This is a genomic window from Streptomyces sp. NPDC025806, assembly GCF_055558275.1.
On record NZ_JBVHMU010000034.1, the window covers coordinates 1 to 19,073 of the forward strand.

Here is a 19,073-nt window from a genome sequence, read left to right on the forward strand (position 1 = left end):
GGAGCGATCAACGCCCAAGACTCATCCGTCAGTTCATGTCGCCGCACCACGAACGGAGTAACGAGCGATCGACTTTCCGGACACGGCCTAGGGCCTCGGCTACAGGGTTCGCGCCTACGGGGTTCGCCTACGGGGTGACGGCGGCCGCGGCGCTCCGGCGGTCGGCCGCCGTCGCCGCGGCGTGCTCGACGACGCCGACCAGCACGTCCTTCACGGACTCCTTGTCCCGCGCGTCGCACAGCAGCACGGGGACGGACGGGTCCAGGTCGAGCGCCTGGCGCACCGTGTCGGCCGGATAGCGGGCCGCGCCGTCGAAGCAGTTGACGCCGACGACGAACGGGATCGCGCGCCGTTCGAAGTAGTCGACGGCGGCGAAACAGTCCTCCAGGCGGCGGGTGTCGGCGAGGACGACCGCGCCGAGGGCGCCGGTGGCGAGCTCGTCCCACAGGAACCAGAAGCGGTCCTGTCCGGGCGTGCCGAAGAGGTAGAGGACCAGGTCCTCGCGCAGGGTGATCCGACCGAAGTCCATCGCGACGGTGGTGGTGTGCTTGCCCTCCACACCCTGGATGTCGTCGACGGGCCGGCCCGCCTCGCTCAGCAGTTCCTCGGTGCGCAGCGGCCTGATCTCGCTGACGGCGCCGACGAGGGTGGTCTTGCCGACGCCGAAGCCGCCGGCCACCAGGATCTTGAGCGTGACGGGCTCGACCGGGGCCGCGCCGCGCGCGGAACGCCCGAAGATCATGGGGTGTCTCTCCTGTCGGGGTTGTGTTTCACAGGGCCCGCGTGGCGTTCCGTGGTGTTCACAGCGCGCGCAGACCGTTGATCACGTCGCGCAGAATGCTCTCGTCGGGCAGCTCCGCCGGCGGTACGGGGCGGGTCACATGGACCAGCTCCTCGTCGACGAGGTCGCCTATCAGCACTCTGACAACGCCTATGGGGAGGTCGAGTTCGGCGGCGAGCTCGGCCACCGACTGGGGCCGGTCCCGGCTCAGACGGACGATCTCGACATGCTCGGGCGACAGGGTCTGGTCCGTCGCCGGGTCGTCGGCGCGGGGTTCCGCGACGACGACCGCGATCAGGTCGAGGCGATGCTGGGCCGCGCTGGTGGTGCGGCCTCGTGTCATGGCGTACGGGCGCACCACGGGCCCTGCCTCGTCGTCGAACCAGTGGTGCGTCTCCTGCGTCCCCTGACCGTCTGCACTCATACCGACCCGTTACCCCCCACCGGGCAGATCCGTGCGCGGCGCGGCCCCGAGATGTGCGCCGACCCGCTTGACCAGCAGGGTCATCTCGTACGCGACGAGGCCGACGTCGGAGTCGGCGTCGGACAGGACGGCGAGGCAGCTGCCGTCACCGGCCGCGGTGACGAACAGGAAGGCGTCGTCGAGCTCGACGACCGTCTGCCGGACACCGCCCGCGTCGAAGTGCCGCCCGACGCCCTTGGCGAGGCTGTGGAAGCCGGAGGCGACGGCGGCGAGATGTTCGCTGTCCTCCCGGTCGAGGTCCTTGGAGACCCCGGTCGGCAGCCCGTCCCCGGAGAGCACGAGCGCCTTGCGGATACCGGCGACACGTTCGACCAGGTCGTCGAGGAGCCAGTTGAGCTCCCGCGAGCCACCGTTCGTGGTCGGTGCGGCGGCCTTCGGTGCGGTCATCGACCGTCCCCCTCAGATGTCGTTCCCTGTGCTGTGCCGTCGGAGCCGGCACTCGCGGCGTTCTCCGCCCGGCCCCGCCGCCAGCCGCGCTGGAGCGAGGCCATGCGGCTGCGCACCTCGTCGGCGTCTCGGTCGGCGGGATCGGCGGAGGCGGTCTCCTCGCGGCCGGGGGCGCGGTCGCCGCGCCGGTCCGGTCCGTCCTTCAACTGCGGTGCCAGGCTGGCCTGGCGGACGCGGCGCGGCAGTGACCCGGAGGTCTGCTCCTGCGGGCCCTGCGGGTCCGGCGCCGGGGTCTCCTGGGCCGGTTCGGCGGCGCGGGCCCGGCGGCGGGGCAGGTCGCCGAGCGGGGCCGGCTGCGCCGCGGCGCGGGCGGGCCCGCCGCGCAGGGGCTCCGGGCGGCGCCGGTCGCCGTCGCGGTCGTGCCGCTCCCCCGGGTCGGCGGCGCGCTCGCGGTCGCGGTCGCCCGGACGGTCGTGCGTGACGGGGCGGCCGTGCGAGCTGACGAGCTTGGGGGTGCGGCGGCGGGGCAGCGCCACCAGACCGCCGGGCGCGTCCGCGCGCTCGGCGTCCCCGGCCCGGTCCTGCTCGGGCTCGTCGGCCTTCTGGTGCTGTTCGCCCTTGTGGGGCTGCTCGCCGGAGAGTCCGGCGACGGGGCGGCGCGGGCGGAAGAGGCCGCCGCGCTCGCTGTCCTCGTCGCCGAGGGCGCCGGGGAACTCCGTCATGTCGGCGGTGGCCAGCGGGGCTTCGAGCTCCACGGGCCCGTCGAGGACGGAGGGCGGCAGGCCGGGCAGTCCCTCGCGGCCGGCGGTCCGCTCGCCGCGCTTCACGCTCTGCGCGCGGCGCGCCGCGTCGGGCCGGTCGAGCCGGAAGCCGACGCCCTCGGTGTCCGGGGCGTCGTCCGTGAGCAGCGCGTCAGGAAGGAAGACGACGGCCGTCGTGCCGCCGTACGGGGAGGGCTGGAGGGAGACGCGGACGTTCTGCCGCTGGGCGAGACGGCTGACGACGAAGAGACCGAGCCGGTCGGTGTCGGAGAGCTCGAACTCGGGGGTCTCGGCGAGCCGCAGATTGGCGTCGAGGAGCGCGTCGGCAGGGATGCCGAGGCCGCGGTCGTGGATCTCCAGCGTGAACCCGTTGGCGACGCGCTCGCCGAGGACCTGGACGGCGGTGTGCGGCGGGGAGAACACCGTGGCGTTCTCCAGGAGTTCGGCGATGAGGTGGGTGACGTCGGCGACGGCCGGTCCGGTCACGGCGACGCGGGGCAGCCGGCGGACCTCGATGCGCTCGTAGTCCTCGACCTCGGCGACGGAGGCCCGCACGATGTCCATGAGCTGGACGGGCTTGCGCCACTGGCGGGAGGGGGCGGCGCCGGAGAGGATGACGAGGCCCTCGGCGTGCCGGCGCATGCGCGTGGTGAGGTGGTCGAGGCGGAACAGGTCGGCGAGTTCGTCGGTGTCCTCGGTCCTGCGCTCCATGGTGTCGAGCAGGGTGAGCTGCTTGTGCAGCAGAACCTGGCTGCGGCGGGCGAGGTTGACGAAGACCTCGGAGACGCCGCGGCGCAGTTCGGCCTGCTTGACGGCGGCCTCGACGGCGGACCGCTGGAGGGTGTTGAGGGCCTGGCCGACCTGCCCGATCTCGTCCTTGTCGTACTCCAGGCGCGGAGCCTCGGTCTCGATGTCGACCTCCTCACCGGTGGCGAGCCGGCGCATGACGCTCGGCAGCCGGACGCCGGAGGCCTCGTGGGCCTCCAGGCGCAGGCGGCGCAGGTCGCGGACGAGGCTGCGGCCGATTCGGACCGACAGGAACAGGGAGAAGAGCAGGGCGAGGAGGCCGAGCACCCCGGCGACGCCGGCGAGGAAGAAGATCTTCAGGACGGTGGGGCGGGCGCGTTCCTGGTAGCGGTCGGCGGCGGCCTGGTCCCGGTCGACGAGGTCGCCGAGCACGGTCCCGGCGGCCTGGTCCCAGCTCTGCGCGGTGACCCCGCGCGGGACGCCGGGGGCGCCCTTCACGACGGCGTCCTCGGCGGTGCGCAGGGGGGCGGTGTCGGGGCTCTTCCAGTAGCGCTCGTAGCGGGCGCGCTCGTCGCCGGGCAGGAGGGCGAGGCTGGTGTCGTACAGCAGGGTGCGCTGGGCGGCGAGGTCGGAGACCTGGCGCAGTTCGACGCCGGTCAGACGGCGGGCCACGAGGCCGGAGCCGACCAGGGCGTCTTCCTGGGAGAGGAGTTCGCGGGCCCGCACGAGGCCGGCGAGGGCGCGGCCCTCGCGTTCGAGGACCGCGTCGTCGAGCGCGGTGAGGTCGAGCAGGAAGTCGTAGGTCGGCGCGATGAGGCGGGTGTAGAAGTCGAGGGCCTGGACGCGGGTGACGGTGCCCTCGTCGACGTTGCGGCGCAGGGACTCGATGCCTTCGAAGCCTTCGACGGCGGCGTCGAGGGTGGCGCGGGTCCGGTCGTCGAGGTCGTCGCGGGCGTCGGCGTCACCGGCCCGCTCCTTGAGGTCGGACAGGGCCTCGTCGGACGCGGTGCGCTTGGCGCGCAGGGCGGACTGGGCCTCGGAGGCGCGCGGGTCCGCGAGGTACACGAGGGTCTGGCGCCGTTCGTCCTGGAGGAAGCGGCTGGTGTCGACCAGCGGGATCGCCAGCGAGTCGGTGATCCTGCCCGCCGTGACGAGCTGTACTGCGGCGCGGCCCGTGATGACGGTGGCGAAGGCCCAGACGGCGGTCAGGGACAACAACGGCACCAGCAGCAACGCCACGATCTTCCGGCGGATGGACTTCCCGCGAAAGCGCATGGCCTCCCCCAAGATCGCCCCCGCGGTCAGGGGGCACATATGTGCGTCAACAAACGGCGCGAGCCTACTACTGCGACGGCACCATCTCGAAGGCCTGTCCGGATGGTGTTCGGCCGAACACCCTTGGGGGCATCGGGAGTTGTCCGGGCATTGCGGTAGATTGCGGCCCGTGATCCACTGCGACTGATCGAACAAGATCCGTCCGCTTGTCCGGCCGGTTGGCCGGAATCCTTCGCTCCTCTCGTGTCGAGCAGGCCAGTTGTCCGAATTCGGGAATCTTTCGCGGGCGCCGGTCGTCGTACCTCAGAGATCGCGAACACGGATCACGGGCGCGGGTCACCGGCACAGATCACGCGCGATGCGGGGCAGGGGCCGTCCAGGCGGCGTGAATCGGAGCAAACCGGGCAGTCACTCAGCAGAGCCGATGCGCATCATCGGCTCGGGCGGCGGCGTCCGGACGTGGTGGGGAGTGACGTGGCGATGGGCACGGCAGGGCGCAGGGAGCTGTGGGTCGAGGAGCCGGCGACACGGCGGCGCATGCCCGATCCGGTGCGGACGGCCGCCGTACGGGCCGTGCTCATAGTGGCGCTGACGCTGATCCAGGCCGTGACCGCCGTGCTGTGCACGCTGGCCGACTCGTGGCTCGCCTTCCCCATGGTGCTCAGCAGCGTCGGCAGCACCGTGGTCGCGACCTGGGGCGTCCTGGACGTCTGGGTGACCCGCCAGGTGTGGAACCAGCGGAACGGGGTGGTGTCCGCCCCCGCCAGCACGGCCCGGCAGCTGCGCAGAGAGCGGCGCCAGGCGCGGCGCGCGGCCCGCCGCACCCCGGAGAACATACGGGGGCACGGCGGGGCCGGGCGGCTGAAGCACACCTGACGGCGAGGCGGCCGGGCGGTCAGCCCGCCTGCGGCTCCGGCTTGCGGTACATGCGGGTGGCCGTGATCTCGCCGTGCACGGTCTCGCCCTCCGGGTCCTGCTGCGGCAGTCCGGGACGCAGGTGCTCCTCCACGCTGATGTACTTCAGCCCGGCCCTCAGGTCCGCGTCGTTGCGCAGCCTGATGACGAGGGGGAACTCGGCGAGGGCCGTCGTGTCGAACAGGCCGGTGGTGTAGAGCAGTTGCACACCGAGCGCGTCGGACACGGCCCGCTGGAGCTCCAGCAGGTACGTCGCGTTGGCGCGGCCGATCGGGTTGTCGAGGAACAGCGTGCCTGCGTGCCGGTGCTTGTCGCGCCCCCGGTCGTTCGACCGCAGCGCCGCCATCGTGCAGTACAGGGCGATGGCGGCGGTGAGCAGCTGCCCACCGGAGAACACGTCGCCCATCTGCCCGACCGGCACGCGCTCGGCACGCAGCACCGCGTCCGGCTTGAGGATCTCGACCGCGATGCCCTTGGGCTGGAGGGCGGCGCTGACGCCGCGCAGCAGCAGGGACATGCCGTCGCGGCGCAGGTCCGAGTTCTTCTTGACGGCCGCGCGGGTCGCCTCGTCGATCACCTCGCCGAGCCGCTCGGTGAGCGTGGCCTGGTCCGGCTCCTCGAAGCGGATCCGCAGGAACTCCTGGCCGGACCACTCGCCGAGACCCTCCGGCAGCCGGGACAGGCGCTGGGCGGAGCGCAGGGTGGCCAGCGAGGACTCCACGAGTCCGCGCAGCCGGTCCACGATCGAGTCCCTGTTGCGCTCCAGCTGGGCCAGTTCGTCGGTCAGGACGCGCAGCCGGGGTGCGAACGCGTCGGCCCACTTCTGCGCGTGCTCCGGCAGCGCCACGGCGGGCAGCTCCCGGATCTGCTGCCGCGCGGGCGTGCGCACCTGCTCGTACCGCGTCGAGTTCGCGTGCCGTACGAGGATGTCGCTCGCCTCGCGGACGGCGGCCTCGGCGGTGGACAGGTCGGCGGCGCAGCCGCGCAGCGAGCGCCGGGACTCGGCGGCGGCGCGGCGGGCCTCGTCCAGGGAGCCGGGGTAGGGCTCGGGCTCCTCCTGCTCGTCGCTCTCCGCGGCATGGTCGCGGAGCAGGTCGCGCAGGAGGGCGGCGGTCTCGTCGAAGCCGCCCGCCCCGTCCTCGGCGGCGCGGTGGGCGTCGAGCAGCTCGGCGTGGGCGGCGCGCGCGGCGCTCAACGCCTCGGTGTGCGCCGCCAGTTCGCCCGTCGCCGTCCGCAGCAGGGTCTGGGCGTGCTCGGTGCCGTCCGGCACGAGCTCCTCGGGGAGCTCGGTGTGTGCCTCGGCGTCGCCCTCGGGGGCGTGCCGCTCGGCCTCGCCGCGCAGCCGGCCAAGCTGCTCGCTGGCGCTGGAGGCGCGGGTCTCCAGGAGCTGGACGAGCTCCTCGGCGCGGGCCGCGGCGGCCTGCCGGGACGGCCCGTCCGAGCCCTCGGGCGATTCGAGGAGCGCGGCGGCACGGGTGCGGACCTTGTTGCTCAACCGGTCGAGCTCCGCGAGGGCGGCGGACTCGTCGCTCTCCGCGCGGGCCTGCTCGGCGCGCAGGTCGGCGCCGACCCCGACCTTCTCGTAGACCTGGGACGCGGCCCGGTACGCCTCGCGCAGCGCGGGCAGCGAGGCCTGCGAGGTCTCGCCCTCCGGTACGTCGTCGGGGGCGCCGGCGATCTCGGCGCGCTCGGCGCGCAGGGTGCGGGCGGTGCGGTGGGCGTCGTCGGCGGAGCGCTGGGCAGCGCGGCGGTCCTCGTCGGCGGCGCGGGCGCGCTCCAGGCAGGTCTGGGCGCGGGCCTCGGACTCGACGGCCTCGTCCGCCAGTTCGCGGACCTTGGCCTGCCAGGCGGCGCGCTCGCGCAGCCGGTAGGCGAGTCCGGCGAGCGCGTCGGCGGCGCGGCGGGCCTTCTGCGCGGCCTCCTGACGCTCGTCGCGCACATGGGTCGCCTCGGCGGCGCTCTCGTCGGCCTCGGCGCGCGCGGTGCGGGCCTCGGCGAGCTCGGCTTCGGTCTCCTCGGCGAAGGCACGGGCGTCGCGGGCTGCCGCCGCCAGTTCGGCGAGGCGGCCCGCGGGGCAGCCGGAGCGCCAGGAGGCGAGGCGGGCGGCCAGCTCCCGGTCCTTGCCGAGGCGGGCGGCGAGCACCCGGATGTCCTCGTCGCGCTGCGCGGCGCGCTCGCGCAGTGCCTGTCGCTCCTCGTCGGCGGCGTGCTCGTCGTGCATGGCCGGGTTCGGCGGCACGAGGAAGACGCCGGTGTCGTCGGCGCCGGGCGCGGGCTCGGCCGGGGTCGGGGCGAGCAGCGCGGCGGCGGTGCCGACGGCGACGGCGGAGCGGGGCAGCAGGGCGGCGCCGGCGAGGGTCTCGCGGGCGCGGGCGTGCGAGTCGGGGTCGGTGATGATGACGCCGTCGACGAGCTCGGGCCGGGCGGCGAGCACGCGCGCGTGGTCGGCCGGGTCGACGGCCTGGGCGAGGTAGCGCCAGCCGGGGAGCGCGGGGATGCCGTGCTCGCCCAGGTACTCGACGGTGGCGAGGACGTCGGGGCCCGGCGGCAGGAGGCCGCCGTCGCCGAGGGCGCCGAGGATGCGCGCGTCGTCGGCGGCGGCGGTGCGCAGCTCGAACAGGCGGCGCTCGGCGGAGGCCACCGAGTCGTCGAGCAGCGCCTTGAGGTCGTCGGCGGCGCGGTCGACGTCCTCCGCGGTGAGCCGGCCCTCGGTGCTGGTCGTGCTGTCGGTGCGGGGCTGCGGGACGAGGCCCGCGACCGCGCGGGCGCGGACGGCGCCGGGGAAGCCGCCGCCCGCCGCGCCGAAGTGCTCGTCCTCCGCGAGGGAGGTGCCGCCGGTGCCGAGCAGCGCGGCGAGGCGCTCCTCCTCGGCGAGGGAGGCGGCGGTGCGCTCCTCGTCGCGGTGGGCTCGCTCGGCGGCGCTCGCGGCGTCGGCGGCACGGGCCGCGGTGAGCTCGGCGCGCGCCTCCGCGGCGGCGGCCTCCCGGGCGTGCTCGGTGGCGCGACGGGCGGCCTCGCGTGCGGTGTCCCAGGCGGCGACGGTGGTCTTCTCGGCGTCCGCGGCGGCGAGTGCGGCGCGGGCCGGGTCGACGTCGGGCGCGCTGTCGTCGATCCAGCCGGCGCGGACGGCCTCGGCGGTCTCCTGCTCGACCTCGGCCAGGCGCTGGCGCAGGTGCCCGAGTTCGCTGCGGGCGCGCTGGGCCTCGGTGGCGGCGGCGGTCGCGTCGCGGTGCGCGGTCTCACCGGCCTCCTGGAGGACGGCGGAGCGCGCCTCCTCCTCGTTGGCGTGCTCCTCCGCCTTCCCGGCGGCGCCGTGCAGGGCCCGTACGAGATCGGCGGCGGCCTTGGCGCGGGCGGCGAGGGCGGGGGCCGCGTCGCGCTCGGCCTCGCGGATGGCGACGGCCACGCGCGCGGAGCGGTCGGCGGCGGCGCGGTGGCGCAGCACGGCCTCGGCGGCCTGCCAGGCGGAGTACAGGGTGCGGGCGTCGGCCAGTTCGCGCTTCTGGGCGGCGGCGGCCTTCTCGGCTCCGGCGAGCGCCAGGGAGGCGTGCCGGTAGGCCAGTTCGGCCGCGATCAGGGCGCTGCGCTCGCGGGCGGTGTCGGCGCCGGTGACGGTGTGCGCGGCGGCGGTGACCTGCTGGGCGAGGTCTCCGGCGCGGCCCCGCTCGACGGCGGCGCGGGCGGAGAGGCGGCGGGCGAGGGTGCGGGTGCGGCGCTCTGCGGCGGTGTGGATGTCGCGGGTGCGGGAGCGGGTGTCGGCGGCCTCGACGATGCGGGTGAGCAGGTCGACGGAGCCCGCGGTGAACTCGCGCTCGGCGATCAGCTCGGCCCGCCGCCCCAGCTTGTTCCCGAACCCGCCCACGAGGTCGGCGAGGCCGTCCGTGTCACGGGTGTCGGTGACGGCGCGCAGCAGCAGGTCGGTGAAGTCGGAGTCCTTCTTGACGGCGAACAGGCCGGCGGCCTCGCCCTCGTCCGCGTTCATCTCCCGCTGGTAGCGGAAGAGTTCGGGGTCCAGGCCCAGGTCGCCGAGGTGCTCGTTCCACCGGTCGTGGATCTCCTCCCAGTGCACCTCCAGGTGGGCGTAGGCCTTGCCCGCCTCGGTGAGCGCGTCGCGGAAGCCCTTCATGGTGCGGCGGCGGCCCTGGGCGCCCGAGGCGCCCTCGGCGACGGGGCGCACGGCACTGGCCTCGGCGACGGGCAGCGCGTCCAGGCTCATGCCGGGGCCGGGCCGGAAGGAGTACCAGGCCTCGGCGAACTTCCGCGGGTCGTTGGAGACCTGACGGCCGCGCCATTCGCTGACCTTGCCGACCACGACGAGTTCACCCGTGAGGGTGTGCTGCCATTCCAGGGCGACGTGTCCGCAGTCGTCGGCGAGGAGGAACTTGCGCAGCACGCCGGAGCTCGCGCCGCCCAGCGTGTTCCGGTGGCCCGGGAGCATCACGGAGAAGATCAGCTTGAGCAGGACCGACTTGCCGCCGCCGTTCTCCAGGAAGAGCACGCCGGCGGGTGCGGGGCGGCGCGGCGGGCCGACGGGCTCGTCCTCGAAGAACTCCGCCTGCTGGGGTGCGGGGTCGGGCACCGGCGCGCCCACTCCCCGCAGGTCGAGCACGGTGTCGGCGTAGCGCGCACCGGCAGGCCCGATGGAGTAGAGGCGGACCCGGGACAGCTCGTACATGGCGGACTCTCGTGGTAGGTACGGAAGTTCAGGTGGGGGGACGCCGGGTCAGGAGTGGAAGGGCAGACCGGCGTCGGCGACGAGCCCGGCCGCTTCCTCGTCCATGGGCGGCAGCAGGGTGGCGGAGCCGTCGGTCACCGGGACCACCCCGAGGTCGAGGAGCTCGGCCATGGCGGCGGTGCCGGCCATGTCGCGGACCTGAAGCTGGTAGCGCGCGGTGGTGCGGTAGGTGCCGCCGCCGTCGTCCCCGGTGCGCTGCAGGAAGCCGGAGTCGGTGAGGAAGGCGAGCGCCTTGCCGACGATGCCGGTGGTCGAACCGGCGAGTCTGCGCGCGTCCTTGGTGGCACCGGTGGAGCTGCGCCGGGCCCAGATCCGCCAGGCGGCCTCCAGGCCGGGGGCGTCGGTCGCCGGGTCCGTGTTCTCCCCCTCCTCCTCGGCGCGCTCCTCCAGCTTGGTGCAGGCCTGGCGGACGAACGCGTCCACCCCGTTGACACTCACGCGGCCGATGTAGCCGTCGTCGGCGAGGTCCTCGGGGCGGGGGAAGGCGAGCGCGGCGACGGCGAGGTGGGCGAGGCCGTGCAGGAAGCGGTCGGTGGAGTCGGCGGCGGTGCGGCGCGCGTAGTCGCCCATGCGGACCGCGAACACGGAGTCCTCCGCGGCGGTGACGGCCATCCCCGCGCGCGGGGACACCTCCAGGACGACGAGGCCGAGGCCGGTGGCGACGGCGTCGGCGAGCCGGGCGAACGCGGAGTCCTCCCGGTAGCGGCGCAGCAGTTCGGCGTACTCCTGGTCGCGGGAGGGCTGGAGCTTGGGCTGGAGACCGAAGGAGACCAGGCGGGCCGCGTCGGCGGCGTCGGCCGGGGTGACGGGCGCGGGGGCCCTGACCGGTCCGGTGCCGGGTGCCTCGGGCTCGCCCCACTCGGCGTGCTCTTCGGGGTGCTCGGTCACGGGCGGTGCTCCTCGGTGGTTCCTGCGGTTCCTGCGATTCCTGCGGGGTGGTACGTGGTGGCGGGCCCGGCGGCGCGCGTCATGCGGCCTCCGTCCGGTCGGCGGCCATGCCGGCGGCGTCGAGCAGCGCGGTGCCGACGATGAGGTCGGCGCCGCCGAACTCGGGGTCGTCGAGCTGGGTGCCGTCGTCGACGGCGAAGAGCAGCTTCGGCTCGCCCTGGCGGTAGGCCGTGCCGACCGGCGGGCTCGCCGCGTGCACGGCCAGCAGGGCGACCAGGTACGGCAGTTCGGGATCGCGGGTGCGGGCCTCGGCGAGCAGGCCCGAGAGGCGGCGGGGCGCGTCGGCGGGCAGGTCGAGCAGCTCCATGGCGCTCGCGAGCTGCTCCTCGCTGAACCGGCTGTCGTCCGGGGTGGCGATGAGGTCCGGCTCGGGCATCTCGGCGCCGAGGTGCTCGCGCTCCTGGGGCGGGGTGAGCAGGATGTCGACGAGGTCGCCGACGCGTACGGAGACGGGGGTGCGCAGGCCGGTGCCACGGGCGAAGAACGCGTCGGTCACCTTGATCGCGTTCTCCACGGGGAGCGGCAGCAGCGGGGCGACGAGCTGCCCGTACAGGTCGAGGCCGGTGCGGCTGGTGGGGGCGGCGAAGGCCTGGCGGTCCTGCTCGGCGCGGAAGAGCGGCCCGGCCTCCAGGAGGCGGGACTGGAGCTGGGTGTGGCGGCGGATGCAGTCCTTGACGATGTCGACGAGCTCGGCGGCGCGGCGCTTGTGCTCGGGCTCCTCCGACTCGTCGCGGGCCTTGCGGATGTTCGTCAGGATCGCGTTCTCGTGGCGGTAGCGGTCGGCCACGTGGTCGAGGGCCTCGGCGATCATGTCGGGGACGGCCTGGAGCCAGTCGACCGCCCGCACGTTGCGCCTGGTCGCGTCGAGGGCCTTGCGGAGGGTCTCCGAGTACTGGACCGTCCGGTAGCGGGCCTGCTCGGCGGCGAGCTGGGCGTCGGCGAGGCGACCGCGGCTGATCAGCACCTCGAGCTTCACCTCGGCGGCGATCTGGGCGCTGGTCACGTCCGTGTCGAGGGCGCCCACCAGCACGTTGACCGCTTCGTCGGTGGTGCGCAGGTAGACGCCGCCCCCGTAGCCGGGGACCTCCTCGATGAGCTTGAAGTCGTAGTCCCTGCGGACGTACGTGCCGTCGGGGCCGAAGGTGCCGTAGACGGCGCGGAAGCCGCGGTCCACGCTGCCGACGTTGATCAGGTTCTCCAGGACCCAGCGGGCCACGCGCTCGTGCTCGGCGGCGGGGCGGCCCGGGGCCTGGGCGGCGACGCGGGGCAGCAGGCGAGCCACTATCTGCTCGTGGTCGGCGCCCGTGTCGAAGTCCATGTTCAGTGTGACGAGGTCGATCGCGGAGAGCGCCACCTCGGCCATGCCGTACGTGGAGTACTCGCCCGCGAGATTGGCCTTGCGCACGTCCAGGTCGTGCAGCGGCGCGGTGCAGGCGAGCGCGCGCAGCCGCCGCGCGAGCCCTTCGTCGGCGGCCGGGCCCGGTGCGGGTCGCGGCGCCGCGCTGAGCTGGGGCGGAGCGGAGTCCGTGGTGGCAGGCGAAGTCACGCAGGACAGAGTAGGCGCTGGCTCTGACAACGGTCGAAACGGCGCTAATGCCCTGGGCCGGCGAGCGGCCTCCGCGGGCGGTGCGCGGCGGGCTACACGTCGTGCGGCAGGCGCTGGGTGTAGGCCTCGACCAGGCCGTCGCGGGAGTCGTCGAGGTAGTCGGCGAGCAGCTTCTCCGCGGCGTCCCGGCGGCCCTCGGCGAGGGTGTCGAGGATCTCCTGGTTGCGCACGAGGTAGGGCTCGTGGAGGCGGCGCGGGTCGTCGACGACGTGGAAGGCGAGGCGCAGTTCGGCGAGGACACTGCGCATCAGCTCGTCGGTGCGCTCGCTGCCGGCGAGGGCGACGAGTTCCTGGTGGAAGTGGATGTTGGCGGTGGAGACGACCTTCCACTCGCGCTTCTTCGCGCCGCGCTGCCCTTCGGCGACGGCGGCGGCGACGCGGTCGAGGGCGTAGGGCGGCTGTCCGAGCGCGCGGACGACGGCGCACTCGATCATGCTGCGGGTGCGGTAGATGTCCTGGACGTCGTCGACGCTGAGGACCCGGACGAACACGCCGCGGTTGAGCCGGTGTTCGAGCAGGCGCTCGTGGGTGAGCAGGCGGAAGGACTCGCGCAGGGTGTTGCGCGAGACGCCGAGGGCGCCGCCGATGCTGTCCTCGGAGAGCCGGGTGCCGGGCAGGAAGAAGCCCTCCGCGATCCGGCTCCGGAGGATGTCGGCGACGCGCTCCGCGGTGCTGGTGCGTCCCAGCAGCGCGCGGTCGTCCGCGAGTGCGTGCAGTTCTTCCGTGGCCACGGGCGCATTCAAGCGCAGATCCAGGAACGAGACAACACGCGTATCGCAGGATCGTTGAACGATATTCGCCCGGAAGGAGCCGTGTCCGGAAGAGACCCATAAAAAGGGCCCAAAGGATGCGGCGGGGCGGGCGCCGCTCGCGCAGAGTACCGATCATGACGACGACACCCGCGGACCGGCTCCGCTCCTTCGCCCGCACCCGGGCCTCGCTCGACGGCGCGGAGGTCACCTACTGGTGGTCGGGGGACGTGTACTCCTGGGCCCCGGACGAGCCGTACGAGCGTCTCTTCGGCTTCGAGGGGTTCAATGTGGCACGCCTGGTGGAGGACCCCGAACAGGGGCCGGACGCCTACCAGTTGCTGTCTCGCGAAGCCGCCTTCTACCTGGATCCCGCCACCCGCGAGATCCTGGAGACGTGGCGCGGCCTTCCGGTGGTGCACGTCTGGAACGATCCGGCGAACCAGAGGTGGCGCCCCTTCCCGGTCCCGACGACGGAACTGGGCGCGCAGGTCTGCTTCAGCCTGGAGATCCCGCTCGCCTACCCCTCGCCGCTGCCCGTGGCCGACTATCCGGTCCACTCGTCCGGCGACACCTACCGGGCCCTGGAGCTCTTCCAGTTCTTCGCCGACCACGGGGATCTGGCCGGGTCCGCGCCGGGCGTCCCGGCGACCATGTCGTGGACCCGGCAGTCCCCGTGGCTGCCCTGGATGGAGCGGGGGCAGCGGCCGGGCGGCCTGACCTTCCACTGCCTGGGCCGCAAACTCGGCGCGTACGAGGAGGTTCCCGAGCGCACGCGCGCGTACGTGGCCGCGCGGCACCCGGAGTTCGCCCGCGCCCCGGAGGCATGGAGCGAGCCGAACGAGACCAGCTGGACGTACTTCCGCCGGCTCCACCCGCCCGAGCAGGGCTAGCCGGCCCGCACCCGAGGAGGCTCGGGCCCGGCACCGACGGTCAGGGACGACAGCGCGGAGGCGACCGCGGCCGAGGCGCGCACGTCGAGCCGCGCGCCGGTCCCACGCACCCCGTGCCGTACCTCGTCGGCGGCGAGGGCCAGCAGGTTCGGGAGCAGGTCGGTGCAGCGCCGGGCGACCCAGCCGGTGCCCGCGGTGGCCAGCCACCACAGGCCGGCCGCTCGGGACGGCGCGGGCCGCTCGGGCGCGAGGTCCGGCGCGGGTCCGCGGGCGACCCCGGCGGCGGCCAGCACCGTGTGCGCGCGGGCGGCGAGCAGCCGGTGGCCGCGCTCCCCCGGGTGCAGCCGGTCCGCGCTCCACAGGGCCCGGTCGGCGACCCAGTCGGCGTCGCAGGCGTGCAAATGGAGCGCTCCGTGACGCTCGGAGAGGGCGTGGACCACGGAGTTCACCGCGTCCTGGCGGCGCGCCAGCGGGCGGGCCAGGGCGCCGGGGAGCCCGAGCAGGGCCCCCGGGTCGGGCAGACAGGCGGTGAGCACGATCGTGCCGCGCGCGCCGAACGCCCCGTAGACGGTGTCGAGCCGGGCGGCCACGGCGTGGACGTCGAAGGTGCGGCGCAGGGTGTCGTTGACGCCGACGACCACGGAGGCGAGGTCGGGGGCGAAGGCCAGCGCGGCGGGCAGCTGCCGGGTGAGCACGTCGCCGGTCTGGGCGCCGCTGGAGGCGAGGTTGCGGAATACGACGGGCCGTTCGCCGGGCGCGAGTCCCGCGGCGAGCAGCGCCGCCCACCCCCGTCGGCCGCCGTCGACGGGGTCACCGATGCCTTCGGTGAGCGAGTCGCCGAGCGCCACGTACCGCAGGGCCTTCACGCCGCCCTCCGCTCGGGGACGTCGGCCGGACGCCGCGCGGGCCTGATCACCTCGGGTACCGATCCGGCGCCCCGCACCGGCGCGTCGTGCGCGGCCAGGAACGCGGCCACCGCGGCGTCCCAGCCGAAGGACTCCGCACGCGCGCGGGCCGCCGCCCTGCGCCCCCGCGCGGGGCGTCCGAGCACCTCGCGCACCGCCGCCGCGAACGCGGCCCCGTGGTCGGCCGCGGCGGCGCCCGCCGGGCCGACCACCTCCGGGAGGGCGGAGGAGGCGCTGACGACGACCGGGGTGCCGCAGGCGAGGGCCTCCAGGGCGGCGAGGCCGAAGGTCTCGGCGGGACCCGGCGCCAGGCAGACGTCGGCGCTCGCCTGGAGCGCGGCGAGGGCGGCCCGGTCGGCGAGGTGCCCGAGGAACGTGACGGACAGGCGCCCGGCCGCGGCGCGCTGTTCGAGCCGGGCGCGCAGCGGACCGTCGCCCGCGACGACCAGCCGGGCGGGGACCCCGGCGCTCCCCAGTGCGGCCAGCGCGTCGAGCGCGACGCCGGGGCGTTTCTCGACGGACAGCCGGGTGCACAGCACCAGGAGGATCTCGTCCTCGCGCGCGTACCGGGCCCGGACCCCGGCGTCGTGTCGTTCGGGCCGGCAGTGGACGAGGTCGACGCCGAGGGGGGCCCGCACGACGTTGCGCGCGCCGATCCGGACGAACTCCCGCTCGGCCCACTCGGTCGTGCACACCACGCGCGCGTAGGCGTGCGCCGTACGGGAGTTGAGCGCGTCGGCGGCGCGGCGCGCGGCGGGTTCGGGCAGTCCCCAGGTGCGCAGCACGCCGTGCGCGGTCTCGTGGGAGACCATGACGGCGGGCACGCGCGCGCGGCGGGCCCATTCACCGGTCCAGCGCAGGGTCGTGCGGTCGGACACCTCCAGGCGGTCCGGGCGCAGACCGGCGAGGAGGCGGGCGGTGCGCCGCCGGTCGGTCAGGACGCGGTAGCCGCCGGTGCCGGGCAGCAGGGGGCCGGGCAGGGTGATCACGCGGCCCTGTGCGGTGTCCCGGTCCGTGTGGCGCTCGCCGGGGACGACGAGGACGGGCTCGTGTCCGGCGGCCCGGTATCCGGCGCCCAGTTCGCGCAGCGCGGTGCGCAGGCCGCCCGAGGCGGGGGCGACGAAGTTGGCGAGGCGGACGATCCGCAGGGCGCCGCTCATGCCGCCACCGCCGCGCGGGCGTGGAGCACTTCGGCGTAGTGCTCGACGAGCTGGTCGCCGACGGCCTCCCAGGTGCGTCCGGCGACGGCGGCCCGGCCCGCGCTCCCGTAGGCGGCGCGCAGGGCGGGGTCGGCGGCGAGGGACCACACGGCGTCGCGCACGGCGTCGGCGTCCCCGGGCGGTACGAGGAGTCCGGTGCGGCCGTGCCGGACGAGGTCGAGGGGCCCGCCGGCGGCCGGGGCGACGACCGGGACGCCGGAGGCCATGGCCTCCTGGACGGTCTGGCAGAAGGTCTCGTAGGGGCCGGTGTGCACGAAGACGTCCAACGAGGCGAAGAGGCGGGCGAGTTCGTCGCCGGTGCGGCGGCCGAGGAAGACGGCGCCGGGCAGGGCGGCGCGCAGCGGGGTCTCGCTCGGCCCGTCGCCCACGACGACGACCCGTACGCCGTCGAGGGCGCAGGTGCGGGCGAGGAGTTCGACCTGCTTCTCGGGGGCGAGCCGGCCCACGTAGCCGACGAGCAGTTCCCCGCCGGGGGCGAGCGCGGCCCGCAGTGCCGGGTCACGCCGCTCGGGCCGGAAGCGCACGGAGTCGACGCCGCGCGGCCACAGCCGCACGCGGGGCACGCCGTGGGCCTCCAGGTCGCGCCGGGCGGCGCTGGAGGGGGCCAGGGTGCGGTCGGCGGCGGCGTGCACGCTGCGCAGGCGCCGCCACGCGGTGCCCTCCCCCGCGCCCATGTACGTACGGGCGTAGCCGGCGAGGTCGGTCTGGTAGACGGCGACGGCGGGGACGCGGTGGCGGGCGGCGGCGGCCATGCCGCGCACGCCGAGCACGAACGGTCCGGCCAGGTGGACGAGTTCGGCCCGGTGCGCGACCAGGGCCTGGGCGATGCGGCGGCTGGGGAGGGCGACGCGGACCTGCGGGTAGCCGGGCAGCGGGAGGGACGGGACGCGGACGACGGGGCAGGGGGCTCCGGCGTCCGCCTCGGGCCCGGCGGCGGTGGCCGGGGCGACGACGAGGGGGTCGTGTCCGCGGGCGGCGAGGTGCCGTGCGGTCTGCAGGGCGCAGTGCGCCACACCGTTGAGGTCGGGAGGGAAGGACTCGGTCACGATGACGACACGCATACGGGTGTTGTCGCCGGGCCGGACGTGGTCGCGTCGACGTGGATCTTTCCTGGCGGGGAACGTCCCGTGAGCGTTGCGCGGCCCGGGGAACGCTCCGGGAAACGCCAGGAGGCGGCCCCCCGACCGGCGGGCCACCTCCCGTGTCTCAGCGGCTCACAGGGCCGGTGCGTCGGGGCCGATGCGGCTGCGTACGGCGGTCTGCACCTCGGCCTCCTCGGCCGGGTCGGCGGCGAGGCGGCGCAGCTGGTCGACGACGCGGGCGTCGCCGGTCTCGGCGTGCCGTGCGGCGATCTCGCGGGTGGACTCCTCGCAGTCCCACAGGCATTCGACGGCGAAGCCGGCGGCGAAGGAGGGGTCGGTGGCGGCGAGGGCGCGGGCGGCGCGGCCGCGCAGCTGGGAGGAGCCCGTCTCGCGGTAGACGTGGCGCAGCACGGGGGCGGCGCAGGCGATGCCGAGACGGCCCGCCCCGTCGACGAGGGGCCAGAGGGTGGGGGCGTCGTAGCCGTTGGCGCGGACGGCCTCGCGCAGGGCCCACAGGACGAGCTCGCCGTCCTGGGCGGCGCCTCTGCAGGCGAGGACGCGGCCGGCGGCGGCGCCGAGGGCGTCGGGCCGGCGGGCCCACTGCCGGGCGCGCTCGACGGCGGCGACGCTGCGCATCCGTTCGAAGGCGTCGAGGGCGGCGTCCACCACCGTGCGGGAGGGGCTCTCCACGGCGGCGGCGACGAGGTCGAGCACCTCGGGATCGTGCGCGTCGGCGAGGTAGCGCAGGGCGGTGCAGCGGGCGCCGTCGTGGCCGTGGAGCGCGGCCCGCACGATCTCGGGCCGGTCCTCGGGCCCGGCGACGGCGGTCAGGCAGCGGGCGGCGGGCACATGGAGCAGTGCGCCGCGCTCGAGGCCTTCCTGCGCCCAGTCGAAGACGGCCTGGACGCTCCACCCGGGGCGGGGTCCGGCGGGCCGCATCTGGCGCTGCCAGCGGTCGAAGGAGCCGGCCTCCTGGGCGGCCCGCACGCGGGCGCCGACCTCTGGGCGCGGGTCGTCGGCCCACAGCCGCCAGGGCCGTGGCTCGAAGGCGTCGCGCACGGCGGTCACGAGCTCGGCCTCGGCGTGCTCGGGGAAGCGCGCGAGGACGGGCAGGGCGAGGGCGCGCAGGCCCGCATCGTCGTCCCGCAGGGCGAGCTCGTCGAGCGCCCACGTCCAGTTGCCGCCGAACGCCGCGTACCTGCGGAGCAGTTCGAGGGCGTCCCACCTGCCGTAGGAGGCGAGGTGGCCGAGGACGGCGAGGGCGAGCCCCGTGCGGGACTCGTCGGTGTCGACGAGGTCCTCGGGGTCGAAGAGGTGTCGCTCGATCTCCCCGAGCTCGCCGTGGAGGTCGAGGTAGAGACGGGCGTAGTAGAGCGAGCGGTTCTCCACCTGCCAGTCGTGGCGTGGATCGCTCAGCACACAGTGATTGAGAGCCGCGAGCGCCTCGTCCCGCGGTGCCGTCAGCGCGTGCAGGGTGCCGTCGCCGCGGCCCCTCTGCAGCAGGCCGAGCAGCGTACCGCTGGGCGCTATGACCGGTTCGAACATGGGAAACAGCCTCACATCAAGCGTCGACGCAACCGGGAAC

The 19,073-nt window shown here is 75.2% G+C and carries 14 protein-coding genes; 2 read left to right on the forward strand and 12 right to left on the reverse strand.

Annotated features, from left to right (window positions below):
- Window positions 1-127: 127 nt before the first annotated feature.
- Genes ACZ4E1_RS38530 through ACZ4E1_RS38545 form a run of 4 tightly spaced genes read right to left on the reverse strand, consistent with a single transcriptional unit; the run spans window position 128 to window position 4,435 of the window.
- The gene (locus ACZ4E1_RS38530) at window positions 128-742 is read right to left on the reverse strand and encodes a GTP-binding protein (RefSeq protein ID WP_467548400.1); all 615 of its coding nucleotides are present in this window, start codon (window positions 740-742) and stop codon (window positions 128-130) included.
- 58 nt (window positions 743-800) lie between these two features.
- Entirely contained in the window at window positions 801-1,205 is a 405-nt protein-coding gene (locus ACZ4E1_RS38535) for a DUF742 domain-containing protein (RefSeq protein ID WP_467548402.1), read from the reverse strand.
- A gap of 9 nt (window positions 1,206-1,214) precedes the next feature.
- Window positions 1,215-1,652, reverse strand: a complete 438-nt coding sequence (locus ACZ4E1_RS38540; protein ID WP_467548404.1) for a roadblock/LC7 domain-containing protein — start codon at window positions 1,650-1,652, stop codon at window positions 1,215-1,217.
- Window positions 1,649-4,435 (reverse strand): nitrate- and nitrite sensing domain-containing protein, encoded by a 2,787-nt coding sequence (locus tag ACZ4E1_RS38545; RefSeq protein WP_467548406.1) that lies wholly within the window; start codon window positions 4,433-4,435, stop codon window positions 1,649-1,651. The genes ACZ4E1_RS38540 and ACZ4E1_RS38545 overlap by 4 nt, the downstream gene beginning before the upstream one ends.
- A gap of 309 nt (window positions 4,436-4,744) precedes the next feature.
- On the opposite strand from ACZ4E1_RS38545, the gene ACZ4E1_RS38550 reads away from it, so the two are divergent.
- Window positions 4,745-5,311 carry a hypothetical protein gene (locus ACZ4E1_RS38550; RefSeq protein ID WP_467548463.1) on the forward strand — a complete coding sequence of 189 codons (567 nt, stop codon included), beginning with the start codon at window positions 4,745-4,747 and terminating at the stop codon, window positions 5,309-5,311.
- A gap of 19 nt (window positions 5,312-5,330) precedes the next feature.
- On the opposite strand, the gene ACZ4E1_RS38555 is transcribed toward ACZ4E1_RS38550, so the two are convergent.
- The 4 genes from ACZ4E1_RS38555 to ACZ4E1_RS38570 all read right to left on the reverse strand — a co-directional run bounded on the left by ACZ4E1_RS38555 (window position 5,331) and on the right by ACZ4E1_RS38570 (window position 13,370).
- Window positions 5,331-10,025 carry a coiled-coil domain-containing protein gene (locus ACZ4E1_RS38555; protein WP_467548407.1) on the reverse strand — a complete coding sequence of 1,565 codons (4,695 nt, stop codon included), beginning with the start codon at window positions 10,023-10,025 and terminating at the stop codon, window positions 5,331-5,333.
- Window positions 10,026-10,073: 48 nt separating this feature from the next.
- Entirely contained in the window at window positions 10,074-10,973 is a 900-nt protein-coding gene (locus ACZ4E1_RS38560) for a hypothetical protein (protein WP_467548409.1), read from the reverse strand.
- Window positions 10,974-11,052: 79 nt separating this feature from the next.
- Window positions 11,053-12,579, reverse strand: coding sequence for a hypothetical protein (locus tag ACZ4E1_RS38565; protein WP_467548411.1), 1,527 nt, complete (start codon window positions 12,577-12,579; stop codon window positions 11,053-11,055).
- Window positions 12,580-12,671: 92 nt separating this feature from the next.
- Complete coding sequence (locus ACZ4E1_RS38570) at window positions 12,672-13,370, reverse strand: GntR family transcriptional regulator (protein ID WP_467548413.1); 699 nt, start codon at window positions 13,368-13,370, stop codon at window positions 12,672-12,674.
- Window positions 13,371-13,525: 155 nt separating this feature from the next.
- Between ACZ4E1_RS38570 and ACZ4E1_RS38575 the strand changes: the two genes are divergently transcribed.
- The gene (locus tag ACZ4E1_RS38575; RefSeq protein WP_467548414.1) at window positions 13,526-14,281 is read left to right on the forward strand and encodes a DUF1838 family protein; all 756 of its coding nucleotides are present in this window, start codon (window positions 13,526-13,528) and stop codon (window positions 14,279-14,281) included.
- Here ACZ4E1_RS38575 and ACZ4E1_RS38580 read toward each other — a convergent pair.
- From ACZ4E1_RS38580 to ACZ4E1_RS38595, 4 genes are all read right to left on the reverse strand, one after another.
- Entirely contained in the window at window positions 14,278-15,147 is an 870-nt protein-coding gene (locus tag ACZ4E1_RS38580; protein ID WP_467548416.1) for an SGNH/GDSL hydrolase family protein, read from the reverse strand. The two genes, ACZ4E1_RS38575 and ACZ4E1_RS38580, sit on opposite strands and share 4 nt — an antisense overlap.
- Window positions 15,144-16,346, reverse strand: coding sequence for a glycosyltransferase (locus tag ACZ4E1_RS38585; protein ID WP_467548418.1), 1,203 nt, complete (start codon window positions 16,344-16,346; stop codon window positions 15,144-15,146). The genes ACZ4E1_RS38580 and ACZ4E1_RS38585 overlap by 4 nt, the downstream gene beginning before the upstream one ends.
- Window positions 16,343-17,467 (reverse strand): glycosyltransferase family 4 protein, encoded by a 1,125-nt coding sequence (locus ACZ4E1_RS38590; RefSeq protein ID WP_399128635.1) that lies wholly within the window; start codon window positions 17,465-17,467, stop codon window positions 16,343-16,345. The genes ACZ4E1_RS38585 and ACZ4E1_RS38590 overlap by 4 nt, the downstream gene beginning before the upstream one ends.
- A gap of 153 nt (window positions 17,468-17,620) precedes the next feature.
- Window positions 17,621-19,033: a HEAT repeat domain-containing protein gene (locus ACZ4E1_RS38595; RefSeq protein ID WP_467548420.1), complete on the reverse strand. Its 1,413-nt coding sequence runs from the start codon at window positions 19,031-19,033 to the stop codon at window positions 17,621-17,623.
- Window positions 19,034-19,073: the final 40 nt, after the last annotated feature.